Here is an 18,069-nt window from a genome sequence, read left to right on the forward strand (position 1 = left end):
CGGGCAGTGGGGGCCGGATACCACCGTCGCGCGATCGCCGCGATGCACCAAGGGGCGCGCGACACGGTGCCTCGATGCAGTCTAGCAGCGTCGATCCACGCGCGGATCCTGTCAGTTTACGCAGCAGCCGGGCACGGCGATGAGCGCCATCCCGGCCGTCAGGCGCATCCAGGCTGACCGGGTGTTCAGGACACCTTGTCCGCCGCTGCCGTGTAGCGGCCGCCACCGCCTGCTTCGTCGCCCGCCGCCAGTTGCTCCAGTGCGAGCCCTTTCGTTTCGATCCCGAGCGTCCACACGGCGATTGCCGCCGCGACGAACGACAGCGCGCCGAGCGTGAACACGCCGCCCTGGCCGAACACCGGCAGCACGACGCCGACCACGTAAGGCCCGATCAGCGAGCCGACGCGCCCGATCGCCGACGCGAAGCCCGAGCCCGTCGCCCGCGCGCCGGTGCCGTACAGCTCGGGCGTGTACGTGTACAGCGCGGCCCACATCCCGAACAGGAAGAACTGCATCGCGAGGCCCGTGACGATCAGCAGCGTCGTGCTGCCGCCGTACAGCGCGCTCTGGCCGTACGCGTAGGCCATCACGCCGCCGCCGAGCAGCGACGCGATGCAGGTCGGCTTGCGTCCCCAGCGTTCGACGAGCCACGCGGCGCACAGGAAGCCCGGCACGCCGCCGAGCGAGATCAGCACCGTGTAGAACACCGATTTCGTGACCTCGAAGCCGGCCTGCTGCAGCAGCGCGCCGAGCCACGACGTGAGACCGTAGAAGCCGAGCAGCGCGAAGAACCACAGCAGCCACACCATCACCGTGCGGCGGCGGTACACGCCGCTCCAGATTTCGCGCAGTGCGCCGTGGCCACGCGCGACGACCGGCTCGGCAAGCCGCGACGGCGGCGGCAGCGTCGTGACGCCGGCCGAGCGCATCACCTTCGCCTCGATCGTGTGCATTACCGTGTCGGCTTCCGTGTGCCGGCCCGCATGTTCGAGCCAGCGCGGCGATTCCGGCACGATGCGGCGCACGACGAGCACGAATACGGCGGGGATCGCGAGCAGCGCGAACACCGTGCGCCAGCCGAACTGCGGCAGCACGAAGTACGCGACGATGCCGGCCGTGATGAAGCCGAGCGGCCAGAAGCCGTCCATCAGCGCGATCAGGCGTCCGCGCTTCTCGGTCGGCACGAATTCGGACAGCAAGGTCTGCGCGACCGGGAACTCCATCCCCATCCCGATCCCGAGCAGCACGCGATAGACGATCAGCGCGTCGACGCTCTGCGCGGTCGAGCACAGGTAGGAGGCGGCGCCCCACAGCACCATGCTCCACTGGAACACGGGCCGGCGGCCGAAGCGGTCGGCGAGCAAGCCGGCGACGGCCGCGCCGAGCACCATCCCGAAGAAGCTCGCGCTCGCGACGAGGCCGGCGGCCGCGGTCGACAGGCCGAACTCCTTGCGGATCGAGCCGAGCACGAAGGTCATCGTGCCGAGGTCGACCGAATCGAAGAAGAACGCGATCGCGATGATGAAGAAGATCCGCTTGTGATAGCCGGAGAACGGCAGGCGTTCGAGCCGGGCGGCGGCGGAGGCGGGAGCGGTGGCGGCGGGCATGGCGTCCTCTGAAATGAAAAGGGGCCTCGCAGCGCATGCTCCAAGGCCCCGATGCTTCGGTATTCAGTAGACGCGACCACAAAATGCCGCATCAGAGGAAAAGCGCCGCCTGCTTGCCCAAATGCGTCATCGGCGGCGGCGCGGGGTGAGGCCGTCGTGCGTCAATTCTTCAGCTTGTAGCCGGTGCGGAACATCCACGCGACGATCGCCAGCAGGATCACGAGGAACAGCGACGTCGCGCCGAGGCTGACGCCCACGTGCACGTCGGCGATCCCGTAGAACGACCAGCGGAAGCCGCTGACCAGGTAGACGATCGGGTTGAACAGCGTGACGATGCGCCACGCGGGCGGCAGCATGTCGACCGAATAGAAGCTGCCGCCGAGGAACGTGAGCGGCGTGATGATCAGCAGCGGCACGAGCTGCAGCTTCTCGAAGCTGTCGGCCCAGATGCCGATCACGAAGCCGAACAGGCTGAACGTGACCGCCGTCAGCACGAGGAACAGCACCATCCAGAACGGATGCAGGATGTGCAGCGGCACGAACAGGCCGGCCGTCGCGAGGATGATCACGCCGAGCAGGATCGACTTCGACGCGGCCGCGCCCACGTACGCGATCACGATCTCCCAGTACGACACGGGCGCGGAGAGAATCTCGTAGATCGTGCCCGTGAAGCGCGGGAAGTAGATGCCGAACGACGCGTTCGAGATGCTCTGCGACAGCAGCGACAGCATCACGAGGCCCGGCACGATGAACGAGCCGTAGCCGATGCCGTTCACGTCGCTGATGCGCGAGCCGATCGCGGAGCCGAACACCACGAAATACAGCGACGTCGAGATCACCGGCGCGATGATGCTCTGCATCAGCGTGCGGCGCGTGCGGGCCATTTCTGCGCGGTAGATCGCGCGGATTCCATGCAGGTTCATGCGTCAGGCTCCTTGCTGCACGCCGTTGCGGCGGTTGTCGATCAGGCTGACGAAAATGTCCTCGAGCGAACTCTGCGTCGTGTGCAGGTCGCGGAAGCCGATGCCGGCCGAGCCGAGCGCGTTGATCAGCTTCGCGATGCTCGCGTCGTCGCGCTGCGAGTCGTACGTGTAGACGAGCGCGGCGCCGTCGTCCGCGCGTTCGAGGCCGAACGGCGCGAGCGCGGGCGGCACGTCCGCGAGCGGCTGTTCGAGCTGCACGGTGAGCTGCTTCTTGCCGAGCTTGCGCATCAGCTCGTGCTTTTCCTCGACGAGCACCAGCTCGCCGCCGAGGATGATGCCGATCCGGTCGGCCATTTCCTCCGCTTCCTCGATGTAGTGCGTGGTCAGCAGGATCGTCACGCCGCTCTCGCGCAGCGAATCGACGAGCTTCCACATGTCGCGGCGCAGCTCGACGTCGACGCCGGCCGTCGGCTCGTCGAGGAACAGGATGCGCGGCTCGTGCGACAGCGCCTTCGCGATCATCACGCGGCGCTTCATGCCGCCCGACAGCGTCATCAGCTTGTTGTCGCGCTTGTCCCACAGCGACAGCGCCTTCAGCGTCTTCTCGATATGTGCGGGGTTGGGCGCCTTGCCGAACAGGCCGCGGCTGAACGACACGGTCGCCCAGACGGTCTCGAACGCGTCGGTCGTCAGTTCCTGCGGCACCAGGCCGATCATTTCGCGGGCCGCGCGGTAGTGATCGCGGATGTCGTGGCCGCCGACCGTCACGCGGCCTTCGGTCGGCGTGACGATGCCGCAGATCGAGCCGATCAGCGTCGTCTTGCCGGCGCCGTTCGGCCCGAGCAGCGCGAAGATCTCGCCGGGGCGGATGTCGAGGGTCACGTGCTTCAGCGCCTGGAAGCCGGACGCGTAAGTCTTGGAGAGGTCGGAGACGGAAAGGATCGGTTGCATGCTCACGGATGGCGCGGCCGGCCGGCGTGACGGTGTGCGCCGCGCGTGCCCGGCATCGCCGCCGCTGCGAAGCGGCCGGGACCGGGGACGGCATGGCGAACGGGCGTCATGTCGAACGGCGTTGTGGTGCGGGATCGCGGGATCGCCATATTAGCAATCGGCAGATGGAAATGCATTCTTGTGGAAAGGGCGTGCGTTGCCGGTGCCGGATTTGCGTGAATTGACCGCGCATCGATTAATAACGCAGTGCTTTATTTGCGATGCATGAACAATTTGCGTCGTTTTCGGCGAACCGGGCAGCGATGGCATTTCCGCGTGGCGGCGGCGCGGCGGGCCGGACGACTGTGCCGCCCGAAGGCCGTCGCGCCGTACCGGGACGGCGTGCGCCACGCTCGCGATAATGCGTTCCTTTCATCGTTCACGGAGCGGGGCGCATGTCTTTGATCGATTTCAAATCCGTGGCGGCTGCGCAGGCCGTCGCGTGGAAATCCACGATCGTCGGCGAGGTCGGGCCGGCCAGGATCAAGGTGCTGCGCATGGATGCGCAGGCTTACGAAGCGGAAGTGCATGACTACAACGAGGGACTGCTGGTGCTCGACGGCCGGATGATGCTCGAGGTCGGGGGCGAGACGGTCGTGGTCGAGGCCGGGCAGATGTACCTGGCGCTTGCCGGAACCCTGCACGCGGTGCTGCCGGGCAGCCACGGCACGCTTGCGATCATCGACGTGTAAGGTTGCACCGCAACATGCATGCAAGCGGCTCAGGCCCGGCTGGCTTGACCCGGCGCGGGTTGACGGTCGCTGTTCAAACGCGTGTTATACAGCCCGGGTATTTGTCTGAGCAAATAAATTGAAGGCTGTTTGAAAATCTGTCAAATACCGTGTAAACGCTAGGATTGCGCGGTTTCGGTCGTTTGGAACTCTGCATCCATTTACTTGTAGGTATCGTCCGATCATAGTCTCGACAAACGACGCATCACGATAACGAATCAAGCGTACGGATGGAGACCAATACATGAGACGCCTATCCGCGGGGCCAGTCGGACTGCCGTTTCCCGTTTTTTCGCTGAATGCAGGCGCGATGCAGATCGCGCACCTGCGTTGTCCTGTCGCCGTGTAGCGGCGAACCACTTCCCGTTTTGATCGTTCTCACGGCGCCGTGCCGCATGACGGCGCCGCGGGAGAGCGCTTGCCTGCCGCCGCGGCGTGTGCCGCATTTGCCTGACCGGCATCGCGGCCGTCTTGCGCGCACCATCATGCGCCGCGCGTTCGTGCCGCGGCGCGATACCAACCGGCGGGCCATGCAGCCTGTCCGGACGAGACTTGTCGTACCTGAAAAGGAGGGGTTGATGCTTTGCATTCCTGAATGGCGGAAAGCGATCCTGTCGTGCGCGGTACTGGCGCTGCCGTTCGTCGCCGGTTGCGGCGGCGGCGACGATCCGGGGCCGATCAACGTGCCGCAGTGCTCGGGCAGCACATGCGGGCCGAGCGGTGCCGAAACGACGCCGCCCGTCGTGACGAAGCTGTGCCCGGACGCGCTCGATTACACGACGACGTATACGGGCGGTTCGGGCAGTGGTGAGTACGTGAAGGTGAAGTTCGACACGACGAAGCTCACGTATCAGATGCAATTCCTCGAATCGTCGGTGCCGACATCGGCAGGGCAAGTCAACAATACCCGAGCGGGCCTGACGATCAGCGGCGCGTTCCATCATCCGACCACGCTCCCGACCGCCGAGCAGAACCGCTGCGCATTCGTGCTCGACAGCGGCGCGACGAGCGACGGCGCGTATGCGGTGACGATCAACCGTGCGGATCCGCCGATGCTGTTCGTCGGCAATGGCGTGGTGGGTGGCGGGATTCCGGGGGCGACGATTGCGTTCGCCGGTATTCCGCTGCTCCCGGGCGTCACGCTCGGCGTCGTGCCGTCGCGCACGTTCGATTTCTATCCGTTCATCGGCTTCACCAACACCGAAACCGACTTCACGAAAGTGGCGGGCAACTACAACGAAATAGGCATCCATCTGTCGCCGATCGGCGGTGATGGTCAGAGCCCGACCGGGCCGGTCGGCTGGGAGTCCGACGTCGTCAACTGGAATCAGACGCTCAATGCGGACGGCTCGTGCACGATCACGCCGGGCAGCGACTACTCGTGTCAGACGACCGGGACGCCGTGGACGCGGCGCAACAACGCGGACGGATCGGCAGACAATGTATTCGTCAGCAATCCGGGCACGTCGCCGGGGTATCCGCTTGCGGGGCAGGGTTCGACGCTGATCATTGCACCGAGTCAGGCGAAAGGCATCATGATCGTCGGCAGGCTGAACGGCGTCCTTGTACCGATCGTGATTCGTGTCGGCTACACGCACGTCGATACGGTCAACCTGCTCGCATCGGTCGCCGATGCCGAAGTCGGCATCTCGATGCTGTCGTCGACGAAAGCGATTGCCGCGAACTCCCTGAAGGGGGGGTATATCGGCGCGACCAGTGCATCCGCATGCGGCATCGTGACCTCCAGTGGCCAGGGGAACAAGTTGACGTCGGTGGGGCCGAGCTTCAACCCGAACGTGCCGCACCCTGACCTGCCCGGTACCTTCACCAATAACGCCTTCTATTCGGTAGCAGGCAGTTGCAATGACGGTACTGCCGTCTCGACGATGGCTGCGAACTACACGTCCACGCTGTTCCAGGGCAGTACCGCGGCGTTCATCGATCCGCAGACGTCGTCGGTGACCTCGCAGTTCGGGCTCGACTACACGCAGGCGACGCCCGGCAAGATCAAGGTCACGGCCACGCAGAACTTCAACGCGAAGGGCGCGAACGGCAACGTGGCGATCTTCAAGAAGGGCGATACGGGCTGGATCGTGACGGCCGGCAACGTCTACGCGATGGTCGTCAACAACAGCCAGGTCAACCCGTTCTTTACGGTCGGCGCGTTCGTCCAGTAACCCTGCATTGAACACGTAACACCGGCGGCGCATGCGTCGCCGCCGGCGAATCGAATTTCAAGAGGATTCCTATGAATTTGAAGCAATGGATGGCCGCGGCATCGCTCGCGCCCGTGCTGGCAGCATGCGGCGGCGACGGCGACCCGCCGCCCGCGCCGGTGGTCCGGCTGTGCCCGCAGACGATCGACTACAACACGGTGTTCATCGGCGGGTCGGGGTCGGGCGAGCTCGTGAAGGTGCAGCTCGACACGACGAAGATGACGTACCGGATGACCTACCTCGCATCGCCGGTGCCGACGACCACGGGTACCGTGCAGCCGACCCGCGACACGGCTCCCGCCAACGTGGTCGACGGCACGCTGGCCGACGAAACGGGGCTGCCGACGGTGAAGCTGAACCAGTGCACGTTCCGGATGCAGAACGCGAGCCTCGACCCGAACCGGCCCGCGCGGCTGTTCCTCGGCGAAGGCGTGCTGGGCGGCGCGATTCCCGGCGCGACGATCCAGTTCAACGGCGTGATCGGCGTCGGCAAGATTCCGCAGACGACGTTCCCGTACTACCCGTTCATCAGCTTCTCGTCGCTGGAAACCGACCTGACGAAGATTGCCGGCAAGTACAACCAGCTCGGCTATCACCAGGTGCCGTCGCAGAGCTTCCAGCCGGTGGCGCTCGACCAGCAGGTGACGATCAACGCGGACGGCAGCTACGTCGAGACCGACAACTTCGGCAAGAAGAACGGCGGGCAGCCGCTCGCGTCGAGCGCGACCGTGAACCAGCCGTTCACGCTGCGGCCCGATGCGCCGGCGTTCCAGTCGCTCAACTACCTGCCGCAGATTCCGCCGACGCTCGCCGCGGTCGATCCGGCGAAGGCCGGCAAGGGGATCCTGATCGTCGGCAAGCTGCGCAACCAGCTCGTGCCGATCTTCATCCGCACCGGTGCGGCGAACGCGGACCTCACGCAGGGCCCGCCGAGCGCGGACGACGAATCGGGCATCTCGTTCCTGAGCCCGCAGACGGCGATCGCGCAAGGGTCGCAGAACGGTGAGTACACGGGTGTCGACAGCGCGTTCAACTACCGCGCGACCGCGCTCGTCGGTGCGCAGGCCACGCTGCTCGATCCGTTCAATGCGTCGCAAGCCGCGCTCACGCGCGCGCTGAACCTCGACTACACGCAGAAGATGCCCGGTGTCGTCACGACCGTGCATGCGGACGCGGCGTCGGGGCCGGCGACCGGCAAGTTCGTGTTCACCGGCGGCGTATTCGGGTTCCTCGACATGAACGATACGAGCAACCCGTACTTCACGGTCGGCGCATTCGTGCAGTGACGCACGCCTGGATGGAGACACGGTGGCGCCGCGCGCAGATGCGCGGCGCCCGGACAGAATGAGGGGAGACTTCATGAAGAAGCTGATTGTCGCGGGTGTCGTCGCAGGCGTGTCGACGCTCGCATCGGCCCAGCAGGCGGGCGACAACGTCGCGACGCTGGGCTGGTTGCACATCATGCCGCAGGATTCGACCAACGGGCTGACGACGAATCTTGCCGGCATGCCGATCAACGGGCCGCTGCGCCTGCCCGGGTCGTTCACGTCGCCGGGCACGAGCCTGACGGTCAACAACGCCGATACCGTCGGCCTTACGCTCACGCACTTCTTCACCGACCACATCGCGGTGACGTCGGTGCTCGGCGTGCCGCCCGAGTTCACGCTGACCGGGCACGGCACGATCCGGCCGCCCGGCCCGGCCGGCGCGCTCGGCAGCGTCAACATGGACGATTCGGCGAACCAGCCGGCGGTGAAGAACGCGCGGCAGTGGAGCCCGACGGTCATTCTGCAGTACTACTTCAATTCGCCGACGGCGCGGTTCCGCCCGTTCGTCGGGATCGGCGTGGCTTACAGCTGGTTCAGCAACATCGAACTGAACGGCAACTTCGCGAAGGACATCAACGAAAACCTCGGCAGCGTACTCGCGGCCGGTGCGGGCAAGCCGGGGGCGACGTCGGTGGAGGGCAAGGCGTCGTCGTCGTTCACGCCGGTCTACAACGTCGGCGCCAGCTATGCGATCGACAAGCACTGGGGCGTAACGGCGACGCTGACCTACATGCCGCTGAAGACCTACTCGTCGCTGGTGATCAAGGCGGCCGACGGCTCGACGCTCGCGACCACGCGCACGAAGTTGAAGGCCGACCCGCTGATCACGTTCGTCGGGATTTCCTACAAGTTCTGAGCCGACCGGTGCGCATGACGCGCACCGGCGGCTTCCTGCGACCGGCTGGCCGGACCCTTCCGGCCGGGAGGTCGCGTTCCTGGCGGCGTGCCGCCATTTGTGAAGAGAGGGGGCAGTTCAAATGAGCATTCGCAAAATCGTATCGCTTGTTGCTGCAGTGGCTTTCACCGCGGTTTCGGCCGCGCCTGCTTTCGCAGTCACCGTTACGCGGGTCGACGGTCAGCCGATGAACCCGAACGGCGAGCCGTTCTCGGCGACCGGGCTCACGAACCTCAGCAAGGGAGCGATCAGCGCAGGCTGTACCGCGACCTTCAACGGCACGATCACGTCGACCGGCATCGTCAACATCACGTCGACGACGTTCACGGGCGGCGCGACGTGCTCGCTGATCAGCGGCAGCGCGAGCAGCGCGTCGCCGTGGACGGGGCAGGCTGACAGCACGACGCAGTTGTCGATCAACAACGTGAAGGTGAACGTCACGCTGCTCGGCACCTGCGGGCCGAGCAAGGTCGTGACGACGTGGAGCGATACGAACTCGTCGCTGGCGTTCAACAACTCCGTGCTGACGCCGGACTGCACGGTGGCTGGCACGGTTCTGACGTCGCCGAAGTTCCACGTGCAGTAAGCAATCGCGGATCGAAGCGGATGCCCGCCGCGCGCGAGGGCCGTGCGGTATGTGCGGCGGGTATTCGCAGTTTCGATGGGTTCGTGCCGTCGCGTGTATCGGTGCGGCGGCCGGATTCACTCTGCAGAGCGGCCGCGTTTCTCGTGTAAGGCCGCCATATATCAAGAGAGAGGGCCGTACAGATGAAAATTCGTCAGATTGCATCGCTTGTTGCTGCAGTGGCGTTCACGGCGATTTCGGCCGCGCCTGCTTTTGCGGTGACCGTTTCGCGCGCGGATGGGCAGCCGATGAATCCGAACGCCGAAGCGTTTTCTGCGTCGGGGTTGATGTCGCTGACAAAGGGGGCGATCAACACGGTTTGTACCTTGACGTTTAACGGCACGATTACGCCGGCAGGTATCGTCAATGTCACGTCGGCGCAGTTCAGCGGGGGCAACTGGTGCCCGTTTATCAGCACCACCGCGAGCAGTGCGTCCCCGTGGACGGGGCGGGTGGACAGCGCGACGCAGATTTCGATCGACAACGCACAGGTGAGTATCAAGTTGCTCGGAACCTGCGGGCCCGGCAAGGTTGCTGGGGCATGGAACGATTCGAAATCGTCGCTGACGTTCAACAATGTCGACTTGACACCGGATTGCAGGTTGGCCGGCGAGCTCGTGACGTCGCCGAAGCTCCACGTGCAGTAAGCATTGCGGAGCGAAGCGAGGTGCACGCCGTGCGCGAGGGCCGCGCGGCACGCACGTGTGTTCCCGCTTTCTCGAAGCATTCGTGTCGTCGCGCGTATCGGCGCGACGGCCGGCTGACCGCCCGTGTCGCGATCCGATCCGGGTGGACATGCAGGGCTGGCGCGGCGTGCCGCGCTGCCCGATTCGATTGAAACAACCCAATTCCAATTGGCCAGAACACTCCCGGAAGACCCATGCTTACCGATCCAGCAAAGTATGGAGATGCCAGCGGCGCGACGCCTGACCGGCTGCGCACGGCCGCGTGGCTGCAGTACCTGATCGAACGACTCGACGCTGCCGCGTGTGCAGCGGAGGCGGGTGACGCCGACGACACGACCGTCATCGCGTCCCACGCGATACGCCTGCGGGCTGGCGCGAGCCTGTCCCGAGAAGCGATCGCGATTCTTAACCGGCTCGCGCCGTGGATCGCATCGGACGCCGGTGCCTGCGCCTGCGATCTGACGGACCCGCGCGGTGCATGCTCGCATGTGCCGTCGATGCAGCAACTCGCCGAGGCCGAACGCAGCTGCCCCGGCTCGCGCGCCGTGTTCGACACCGCGCACGGTGTGATCGATGCATGCGCATTCGACGACCCCGATGTCGGCTGGGCCGCGCTCGAGCGGATTGCCGGCGGTGCTGATTGCCACGGGAATGATGACGGCGAATGTACCGAACATGAAAGCGACGCGCAGGACGACATGCCACCTGCGAAGAACCTGAAAGAAAGGCTGGCCGTCGTCGCGGCGGCCGGTGGGGAAATGTCGGCCATGCCGGGCGCTGTCATCGACGCGATCGTGCTGCGCGCGTGCGGGCCGCGCGACGATGCCTCGCGCATCGACGAGATGGCTGCGCTCGTGACGTTCTCGGCCGTACTCGCCGCCGGCGACGGGACCTCCGTTGCCGCGTATGGCGGTCAGCACAATCTCGTTGCGCGGGCGATCCGCACGCATCGTGCCGATCTTGCGTCGGTGGACGGGCTGCTCGCGGCGTTATCCGTGTGCAGGCTGGATCAACTCGTCGGCGCGGGCAGTTTCTGGGCCTACTACCTGCTGGCGGGCGTCGTGATCGCAGCACCGGAGGCCGTGCGGGAAGTCGGTCGCCGCTTTCATGGTGACGAGTGGCAGGCGTGGCTCGATCACGTGCTCGCGTGGCCGGCGGTCAGCCGCTTCGGGCCGAAGGAGGATGTCGCGTTCGAAGGCCTGCGCGGTGCAATGAGCCTGACGTCGCGAAGGAATCCGATCGTTTGCGGGAAACGGATGCGAAAGCGGGGCGTTGTCACTCCCTGATTCGGGGAGCACGTGGGGCACGGCCGGCTGACGCATCGCCTTTGCCGAAGCGACACGCAAGGATTCCAGACGACTTGCGCACGAGCACCCCGGCTCGTGCCGAAATGCCGGACCCCGTTCGCACGCGTGAACGGGGGTTAGGCGGCGACGCGCCGGGCTGTCGTGCCGTAGGCTTCCACACCGGCCGCACGCCACGCCATCCATCCATCCTTCCTGACCACCTGCGCATCCCCCCCGATCCAGGCACCATCGACCGAACGCAGTATGATTCCGCAGACGATGCCGGCGATTGCTGGGTTGTAACGGCCCGCCCGCACCGCCAAAGATCTGCCAAGCTTGTTGTAAGCCGGATGCAAACCGCCGCCGCGTGAGAGCGTCGCCGCGAACCCGCGTCCGGACCACCTTCATCGAAACGGTCAGTCAGATGTCAAAGCAAAACAAGAAGATCCTCCTCCTGAGCGTCAGCGCCGGCGCCGGCCATACCCGAGCGGCCGAAGCGATCCGCGCGTTCGCCGACCACCATCCCGCCGGCGTCGAAGCCACCCACCTGGACGTGATGGATTTCGTGTCCACCGGCTTCCGCAAGCTGTACACCGATCTCTACATCAAGCTCGTCAGCAGCCAGCCGGCGCTGTGGGGCTACCTGTACCAGAAGACCGACGAAGTCGACCCCGCCGCGCCGTCGCAGAAGATCCGGCGCGCGATCGAGCGGCTCAATTGCCGGCCGCTGCTCGCGGAGATCGAACGGCAGCGCCCGGACGCGATCATCTGCACGCACTTCCTGCCGGCCGAACTGCTGTCGCGCGAGATCCGCAAGGGGCGCGTCGACACGCCGGTGTGGGTGCAGGTCACCGATTTCGACCTGCACAGCATGTGGGTCGTGCCGAACATGCGCGGCTATTTCGCGGCCAACGACGAGATCGCGTGGCGCATGCATGCGCGCGGCATGGCGCCCGACACGGTGCATGTCAGCGGCATCCCGATCATGCCGGCGTTCGGCCAGCCGCTTGATCGCGCGGCCTGCGCGGCCGAATTCGGCCTCGACCCCGCGCGCCCGACGTTCCTGATGATGTCGGGCGGCGCGGGCCTCGGCGGGCTCGACGTGCTGGCCGCGCGCCTGCTGGAGATGGAGGCCGACTTCCAGCTGATCGCGCTGGCGGGCAAGAACAAGGCGATGCTGGCGTCGTTGCAGGAACTGGCCGCGCAGCATCCGGGCCGGCTGTTTCCGCAGGGCTTCACGCAGCAGGTCGAACGCCTGATGGCCTGCGCCGATCTCGTCATCACGAAGCCGGGCGGCCTGACGACGTCCGAATGTCTCGCGATGCAGTTGCCGATGATCGTCAACTCGCCGATTCCGGGCCAGGAAGAGCGTAATGCGGATTTCCTGCTCGAACAGGGCGTCGCGCTGAAGGCGATCGACGACGATGCGCTCGTCTACCGGATCCGCGCGTTGCTGCAGACACCGGAGCGTCTCGCCGACATGCGCCGCCGTCTCGCGCCGCTCGGGCGGCCGCTCGCCGGCCGCTTCGTGCTCGATCGCGTGCTGGGCCTGGAGCCGGCTGCATGAGCGTCGCGCGGTTTGTGCCGACGTGCCATACGGTGTTCGTCGTCGCGTGGGTCGTGTTGCTCGCGTACTTCTTCGCGAACGTCGAGATCCAGATCGAAGGCAGCGCGGGCTGGGCCGCCAACCTGCCGACGTGGCGCATCGAGCATCACTGGCTGCTCGACATCTTCTGGGGCGGGCGGCCGATGACCGGCTACCACGCGTGGGTGTTCCCGTTCGTCGCGCTGTTCTTTCACCTGCCTGCCGTGTTCAACGGACGGTGGTCGTGGCGCATCGAAGCGCGCATCATCGCGTGCATCATGGTGTTCTGGCTGACCGAGGATTTCCTGTGGTTCGTGCTGAATCCGGCGTATGGCCTGGCCCGCTTCAATCCGGCCAACGTGCCGTGGCATATCCACTGGCTGGGCGTGGCCCCGACCGACTACTGGACGATGAGCGCTGCCGCGATCGTGCTGTTCATTGTTTCCCGCGAGCGCAAGCGCGCGTTTTATTGATCCCCGACCCGACATGAAAATCGCCGTCATTGCCGCGCTCGCCGTCACGCTCGCCGGGCTCGTGCAGCCGGCCCACGCGGACCCGGCCTCCGAGGTGTCCGCCCGGCCGATCAAATGGGCGCAGAGCGTGGCCGATGCGCATGTGAACAACCTGCATCGCATCACGCCGGCGCTCTATCGCAGCGCCCAGCTGTCGCGCTCGGACGTGCCGGAACTGCAGAAGCTCGGCATCCGCAAGGTCATCAGCTTCCGTTCGTTTCACGCGGACGACACCATCCTGGCCGGCACGCAGATCAAGATGCAGCGCATCCGGATCAACACGTGGGACATCCGCGACGAAGACATGGTCGCCGCGCTGAAGGCGCTGCGCACGGCCGACCAGGACGGCCCGGTGCTGATCCACTGCCAGCACGGCGCCGATCGTACCGGCCTCGTGTCCGCGCTGTACCGGATGGTGTACCAGGGCTGGACGCGCGAGCAGGCGCTCGACGAACTGCAGCACGGCGGCTACGGATTCCATCCGATCTGGCAGAACATTACGAACTACTTGAAAAACGTCGACGTCGAGCGTTTGAAGCGGGAAGTGAACAGCGGCTGACGAACCCATGAAAAAACGCCGCCGACAATGGCTGTCGGCGGCGTTTCGTCAGTACGCCGATGCGCGGGCGGCACGCCCGCCGTCGTCAGACCGTCTCCGGCTGCCGCACGGCCTTCGCGACATTCCGCGCCATCGCCCCGTTCGCGACGAAGTAAGGCACGTCCACGCGCTCAAGCGGCTTGCGCCCGCGAATCTTGTCCGCGATCTTCTCGGCGATCATGATCGTCGGCGCATTGAGGTTGCCGGTCGTGATGATCGGCATGATCGACGCATCGACGACGCGCAGGCCCTCGAGCCCGTGCACGCGGCCTTCTTCATCGACCACGGCCATGTCGTCGTAACCCATCTTGCACGAGCACGACGGATGGAACGCGGTCTCCGCGCGGGCGCGCACGAACGCGTCGAGTTCCTTGTCGGACTTGCAGTCGGCGCCCGGATTCAGCTCGCGGCCGCGATAGCGGTCGAGCGCGGGCTGGCGCATGATCTCGCGCGTCGCACGGATCGCGTCGCGGAACTCGCGCCAGTCGAGCGCTTCGGCCATGTAGTTGAACAGGATGCTCGGATGATCGTTCGGATCGCGCGAGCGCAGCTTCACGCGGCCGCGGCTCGGCGAGCGCATCGAGCCGACGTGCGCCTGGAAGCCGTGCATCTCGATCGCGTTCGAGCCGTTGTAGTTGATCGCCACCGGCAGGAAGTGATACTGGATGTTCGGCCACAGGTCGTCGTCGCGCGTGCGGATGAAGCCGCCCGCCTCGAAGTGGTTGCTCGCGCCGAGGCCGGTGCCGTTCAGCATCCATTCGAGGCCGATCTTCGGCTGGTTCCACCACTTGAGCGCCGGGTACAGCGAGACCGGCTCCTTGCACTCGTACTGGATGTACATCTCCAGGTGATCCTGCAGGTTCTGGCCGACGCCGGGCAGGTCGAGCACGACGGGAATGTCGAGTGCCTTCAGCCACGCGCCGGGTCCGACGCCCGAGCGCTGCAGCAGTTGCGGCGACGCGATCGCGCCGCTGCAGACGAGCACTTCGCGGCGCGCATGCGCGGTCGCGCGTTCGCTGCCGCGCAGGTACGTGACGCCCGATGCGCGCTTGCCGTCGAACAGGATGCGGTCGGCGAGCGCGTGCGTGACGATCTCGAGGTTCGGCCGCACCTTCGCCTGGTCGAGGTAGCCGCGCGCGGTGCTTGCGCGGCGGCCCTTCGGCGTGACGGTGCGGTCCATCGGGCCGAAGCCTTCCTGCTGATAGCCGTTCAGGTCGTCCGTGCGCGGATAGCCGGCCTGCACGCCCGCATCGACCATCGCTTCGAACAGCGGGTTCACGCCCGGCTTGCTGGTCGTGACCGACACGGGGCCGTTGCCGCCGTGATAGTCGTTCGGGCCGACGTCGCGCGTTTCGGCCTTCTTGAAGTACGGCAGGCAGTCGAGATACGTCCAGTTCTCGAGGCCCTTGTGCGTCGACCAGTTGTCGTAGTCGAGCGCGTTGCCGCGGATGTAGCACATGCCGTTGATCAGCGACGAACCGCCGAGCCCCTTGCCGCGGCCGCATTCCATCCGGCGGTTGTCCATGTGCGGTTCGGGGTCGGTTTCGTACGCCCAGTTGTAGCGGCGGCCCTGCAGCGGATAGGCGAGGGCGGCCGGCATCTGCGTGCGGAAGTCGAAGCGGTAGTCGGGACCACCGGCTTCGAGCAGCAGCACCGTGACGTCCGGGTCTTCCGTCAGGCGCGTTGCGAGCACGTTGCCCGCGGAACCTGCGCCGCAGATGATGTAGTCGTATTCGCGTGTCGTCATGACGGTCAGTCTCCTTTCGTGATTCTCAAAACACCGGGTTGTAGCGGCCGAGCTCGACCTGCACCGACTTGATTCGAGTGTAGTGCTCGAGGGTCGTGATGCCGTTCTCGCGTCCGACACCGGATTGCTTGTATCCGCCAACCGGCATTTCTGCCGGCGATTCGCCCCACGTGTTGATCCAGCAGATGCCGGCTTCGAGGCGATGGATCGTGCGGTGCGCGCGCGACAGGTTCTCGGTCACGACACCGGCGGCAAGACCGTAGTGCGTATCGTTCGCGCGGGCGATCACTTCGTCCTCCGATTCGAAATCGAGGATGCTCATCACCGGCCCGAAGATTTCCTCGCGGACGATCTTCATGTCGTCGCGGCAATCGCCGAACACGGTCGGCGCGACGTACTGGCCGCTGCCGAAGTGACCGTCGGTCAGGCGCGTGCCGCCCGCGAGCAGCTTCGCGCCCTCGGCCTTGCCGCTCTCGATGAAGCCGAGCACCTTGTCGAGCTGCGCGGCCGACACGAGCGGGCCGAAGTTGGTGTCGGCATCGGTCGGCTTGCCGACGCGGATGCGCTTCACGCGTTCGAGCACGCGCTGCGTAAATGCATCCTTGATCGAGCGGTGCACGAACACGCGCGTGCCGTTCGTGCAGACCTGGCCCGAGCTGAAGAAGTTGGCGGTCACCGCGATGTCGGCCGCGCGGTCGAGATCCGCATCGTCGAACACGATCAGCGGCGACTTGCCGCCGAGTTCCATCGTCACTTCCTTCAGCGACGAAGCACCGGCCAGCGACATCACCTTCTTGCCCGTCTCGACGCCGCCGGTGAACGATACCTTCGCGATGTCCGGGTGGCCCGTCAGCAACGCGCCGACCGAGCCGTCGCCCTGCACGACGTTGAACACGCCGGCCGGCACGCCGGCTTCCGTATAGATTTCCGCGAGCTTCAGCGCGGTGAGCGGCGTGACTTCGCTCGGCTTGAACACCATCGCGTTGCCGGCCGCGAGCGCGGGCGCCGTCTTCCAGCACGCGATCTGGATCGGGTAGTTCCACGCGCCGATGCCCGCGCACACGCCGAGCGGCTCGCGGCGCGTATAGACGAACGACTCGGCGCGCAGCGGCACCTGCAGCCCTTCGATCGCGGTTGCGAGGCCCGCGTAGTACTCGATCACGTCCGCGCCGGTGACGATGTCGACCGCGAGCGTCTCGCCGATCGGCTTGCCCGTGTCGCGCGTTTCCAGCGCGGCGAGCTCGTCGTTGCGCTCGCGCAGCAGGTCGACTGCGCGGCGCAGGATGCGCGAGCGCTGCATCGCGGTCATCGCGGCCCATTCGCGCTGGCCTTCCTGCGCGGACGCCACCGCACGGTCGACGTCGGCCGCGCTTGCCTGCTGCACCTGCGCGAGCAGTTCGCCGGTGGCGGGATCGAAGGTGTCGAAAGTCTTGCCGCTCGTGGCGTCGACGTAACCGCCGCCGATGTAGAGGCGCTGCAAACCGAATACGGACATGAGGATCTCCTTGAGGGCGACTGCGTGACGCGTCAGTCGGACGCGAGCAGCAGGTCGATGTAATCGTGGGCGAGCTTCAATGCAGCCCGGGTGTCGATCGGGCCGCCGGCCAGTGCGCCGCGCAGCCACAGGCCGTCGATCAGCGCGGCGAGGCCGCTGGCGGCTTCGCGCGCTTGGGTGCGCGGCAACGCCTTTGCAAATTCGGCGCACAGGTTCGAATGGAGGCGCCGCGTGTTGACGTGCTGCAGGCGCTTGAGCATCGGGTCGTGCATGCTCTGCGACCAGAATGCGAGCCACGTCTTCATCACGGGCGCGCTGACCTGCGTGTCGTCGAAGTTCGCGGCGACGATCGCGCGCAGCCGCGAACGCGGATCCTTGCGTGCCGCCGCGCGGCGGCGCGTGGTGGCCGACCACAGGTCGCGCAGCACGTGCCGCATCGTCGCTTCGAGCAGGCCGTCCTTGTCGCCGAAGTAGTGGCTGACGATACCCGTCGAGATGTTCGCGCGCTGCGCGACCGATGCGAGCGTCGTGCCGGGCAGGCCCGCCTCGTCGATCGACCGCAGCGTGGCGTCGATCAACTGTGCGCGGCGAATTTCCCGCATTCCGACTTTCGGCATCGCGACTCCCTTCGCCCGGACGGGCCGTCCATGGAAGTCGAGAGCTTAGCGGTTTTTTATTGATCGTTCAATCAACAAAAATTCGGGGTCTGACGGTGACGGTGGATGCCCGGCAGGTGGGCGAGGCCCCCGATCGCGCGTTGTGCAGGTGCGGAAAAATAATTGAAAGATGATTAAAAAAGCTGGAGTTTGTTTAAAACGCTTTCTGAATCGCGAGATCAATCCGGT

Annotated in this window: 16 protein-coding genes; 10 read left to right on the forward strand and 6 right to left on the reverse strand. The window is 65.9% G+C overall.

The window, feature by feature from the left end:
* Positions 1–185: 185 nt before the first annotated feature.
* The 3 genes from BDI24065_RS00835 to BDI24065_RS00845 form a co-directional block, all read right to left on the reverse strand.
* Positions 186–1,607 (reverse strand): MFS transporter, encoded by a 1,422-nt coding sequence (locus BDI24065_RS00835; RefSeq protein ID WP_122947884.1) that lies wholly within the window; start codon positions 1,605–1,607, stop codon positions 186–188.
* Positions 1,608–1,768: 161 nt separating this feature from the next.
* Positions 1,769–2,530, reverse strand: a complete 762-nt coding sequence (locus tag BDI24065_RS00840; RefSeq protein WP_122947883.1) for an ABC transporter permease — start codon at positions 2,528–2,530, stop codon at positions 1,769–1,771.
* A 3-nt stretch (positions 2,531–2,533) separates the two neighbouring features.
* Positions 2,534–3,481 (reverse strand): ABC transporter ATP-binding protein, encoded by a 948-nt coding sequence (locus BDI24065_RS00845; protein WP_175029575.1) that lies wholly within the window; start codon positions 3,479–3,481, stop codon positions 2,534–2,536.
* 434 nt (positions 3,482–3,915) lie between these two features.
* Between BDI24065_RS00845 and BDI24065_RS00850 the strand changes: the two genes are divergently transcribed.
* The 10 genes from BDI24065_RS00850 (at position 3,916) to BDI24065_RS00895 (ending at position 13,943) form a co-directional block, all read left to right on the forward strand.
* The gene (locus BDI24065_RS00850; RefSeq protein WP_085038798.1) at positions 3,916–4,212 is read left to right on the forward strand and encodes a cupin domain-containing protein; all 297 of its coding nucleotides are present in this window, start codon (positions 3,916–3,918) and stop codon (positions 4,210–4,212) included.
* 617 nt (positions 4,213–4,829) lie between these two features.
* Positions 4,830–6,428 carry a DUF2957 domain-containing protein gene (locus BDI24065_RS00855; protein ID WP_175029576.1) on the forward strand — a complete coding sequence of 533 codons (1,599 nt, stop codon included), beginning with the start codon at positions 4,830–4,832 and terminating at the stop codon, positions 6,426–6,428.
* A gap of 71 nt (positions 6,429–6,499) precedes the next feature.
* On the forward strand, positions 6,500–7,753 hold the full coding sequence (locus BDI24065_RS00860) for a DUF2957 domain-containing protein (RefSeq protein ID WP_174931244.1): 1,254 nt from the start codon (positions 6,500–6,502) through the stop codon (positions 7,751–7,753).
* A gap of 73 nt (positions 7,754–7,826) precedes the next feature.
* Positions 7,827–8,651 carry an OmpW/AlkL family protein gene (locus tag BDI24065_RS00865; protein WP_175029577.1) on the forward strand — a complete coding sequence of 275 codons (825 nt, stop codon included), beginning with the start codon at positions 7,827–7,829 and terminating at the stop codon, positions 8,649–8,651.
* A 121-nt stretch (positions 8,652–8,772) separates the two neighbouring features.
* Positions 8,773–9,276, forward strand: coding sequence for an activator protein (locus tag BDI24065_RS00870; RefSeq protein WP_175029578.1), 504 nt, complete (start codon positions 8,773–8,775; stop codon positions 9,274–9,276).
* Between the two features lie 182 nt (positions 9,277–9,458).
* Positions 9,459–9,962, forward strand: coding sequence for an activator protein (locus BDI24065_RS40925; protein WP_254609640.1), 504 nt, complete (start codon positions 9,459–9,461; stop codon positions 9,960–9,962).
* 233 nt (positions 9,963–10,195) lie between these two features.
* Positions 10,196–11,287, forward strand: a complete 1,092-nt coding sequence (locus tag BDI24065_RS00880; RefSeq protein WP_175029580.1) for a hypothetical protein — start codon at positions 10,196–10,198, stop codon at positions 11,285–11,287.
* Positions 11,288–11,711: 424 nt separating this feature from the next.
* Complete coding sequence (locus BDI24065_RS00885) at positions 11,712–12,854, forward strand: MGDG synthase family glycosyltransferase (protein ID WP_175029581.1); 1,143 nt, start codon at positions 11,712–11,714, stop codon at positions 12,852–12,854.
* The gene (locus tag BDI24065_RS00890; protein WP_175029582.1) at positions 12,851–13,345 is read left to right on the forward strand and encodes a hypothetical protein; all 495 of its coding nucleotides are present in this window, start codon (positions 12,851–12,853) and stop codon (positions 13,343–13,345) included. Before BDI24065_RS00885 ends, BDI24065_RS00890 begins: the two co-directional genes overlap by 4 nt.
* 13 nt (positions 13,346–13,358) lie before the next feature.
* Complete coding sequence (locus tag BDI24065_RS00895) at positions 13,359–13,943, forward strand: dual specificity protein phosphatase family protein (RefSeq protein ID WP_175029583.1); 585 nt, start codon at positions 13,359–13,361, stop codon at positions 13,941–13,943.
* An 85-nt stretch (positions 13,944–14,028) separates the two neighbouring features.
* Here the strand turns inward: BDI24065_RS00895 and betA are convergent, their stop codons facing one another.
* Genes betA through betI form a run of 3 tightly spaced genes read right to left on the reverse strand, consistent with a single transcriptional unit; the run spans position 14,029 to position 17,841 of the window.
* Positions 14,029–15,729 carry a choline dehydrogenase gene (gene betA / locus BDI24065_RS00900; RefSeq protein WP_175029584.1) on the reverse strand — a complete coding sequence of 567 codons (1,701 nt, stop codon included), beginning with the start codon at positions 15,727–15,729 and terminating at the stop codon, positions 14,029–14,031.
* A 25-nt stretch (positions 15,730–15,754) separates the two neighbouring features.
* Complete coding sequence (gene betB, locus BDI24065_RS00905) at positions 15,755–17,224, reverse strand: betaine-aldehyde dehydrogenase (protein WP_011354163.1); 1,470 nt, start codon at positions 17,222–17,224, stop codon at positions 15,755–15,757.
* 32 nt (positions 17,225–17,256) lie between these two features.
* Positions 17,257–17,841, reverse strand: coding sequence for a transcriptional regulator BetI (betI, locus tag BDI24065_RS00910; protein ID WP_059525173.1), 585 nt, complete (start codon positions 17,839–17,841; stop codon positions 17,257–17,259).
* Positions 17,842–18,069: the final 228 nt, after the last annotated feature.

Origin of the sequence: Burkholderia lata (genome assembly GCF_902499025.1) — a bacterium.
Classification (GTDB): domain Bacteria; phylum Pseudomonadota; class Gammaproteobacteria; order Burkholderiales; family Burkholderiaceae; genus Burkholderia; species Burkholderia lata_C.

What these genes read in the sequence shown, in the direction of transcription:
- BDI24065_RS00835 (WP_122947884.1), bottom strand. Translation starts at nt 1,607, where the DNA reads ATGCCCGCCGCCACCGCTCCCGCCTCCGCCGCCGCCCGGCTCGAACGC.
- BDI24065_RS00840 (WP_122947883.1), bottom strand. Translation starts at nt 2,530, where the DNA reads ATGAACCTGCATGGAATCCGCGCGATCTACCGCGCAGAAATGGCCCGC.
- BDI24065_RS00845 (WP_175029575.1), bottom strand. Translation starts at nt 3,481, where the DNA reads ATGCAACCGATCCTTTCCGTCTCCGACCTCTCCAAGACTTACGCGTCC.
- BDI24065_RS00850 (WP_085038798.1), top strand. Translation starts at nt 3,916, where the DNA reads ATGTCTTTGATCGATTTCAAATCCGTGGCGGCTGCGCAGGCCGTCGCG.
- BDI24065_RS00855 (WP_175029576.1), top strand. Translation starts at nt 4,830, where the DNA reads ATGCTTTGCATTCCTGAATGGCGGAAAGCGATCCTGTCGTGCGCGGTA.
- BDI24065_RS00860 (WP_174931244.1), top strand. Translation starts at nt 6,500, where the DNA reads ATGAATTTGAAGCAATGGATGGCCGCGGCATCGCTCGCGCCCGTGCTG.
- BDI24065_RS00865 (WP_175029577.1), top strand. Translation starts at nt 7,827, where the DNA reads ATGAAGAAGCTGATTGTCGCGGGTGTCGTCGCAGGCGTGTCGACGCTC.
- BDI24065_RS00870 (WP_175029578.1), top strand. Translation starts at nt 8,773, where the DNA reads ATGAGCATTCGCAAAATCGTATCGCTTGTTGCTGCAGTGGCTTTCACC.
- BDI24065_RS40925 (WP_254609640.1), top strand. Translation starts at nt 9,459, where the DNA reads ATGAAAATTCGTCAGATTGCATCGCTTGTTGCTGCAGTGGCGTTCACG.
- BDI24065_RS00880 (WP_175029580.1), top strand. Translation starts at nt 10,196, where the DNA reads ATGCTTACCGATCCAGCAAAGTATGGAGATGCCAGCGGCGCGACGCCT.
- BDI24065_RS00885 (WP_175029581.1), top strand. Translation starts at nt 11,712, where the DNA reads ATGTCAAAGCAAAACAAGAAGATCCTCCTCCTGAGCGTCAGCGCCGGC.
- BDI24065_RS00890 (WP_175029582.1), top strand. Translation starts at nt 12,851, where the DNA reads ATGAGCGTCGCGCGGTTTGTGCCGACGTGCCATACGGTGTTCGTCGTC.
- BDI24065_RS00895 (WP_175029583.1), top strand. Translation starts at nt 13,359, where the DNA reads ATGAAAATCGCCGTCATTGCCGCGCTCGCCGTCACGCTCGCCGGGCTC.
- betA (WP_175029584.1), bottom strand. Translation starts at nt 15,729, where the DNA reads ATGACGACACGCGAATACGACTACATCATCTGCGGCGCAGGTTCCGCG.
- betB (WP_011354163.1), bottom strand. Translation starts at nt 17,224, where the DNA reads ATGTCCGTATTCGGTTTGCAGCGCCTCTACATCGGCGGCGGTTACGTC.
- betI (WP_059525173.1), bottom strand. Translation starts at nt 17,841, where the DNA reads ATGCCGAAAGTCGGAATGCGGGAAATTCGCCGCGCACAGTTGATCGAC.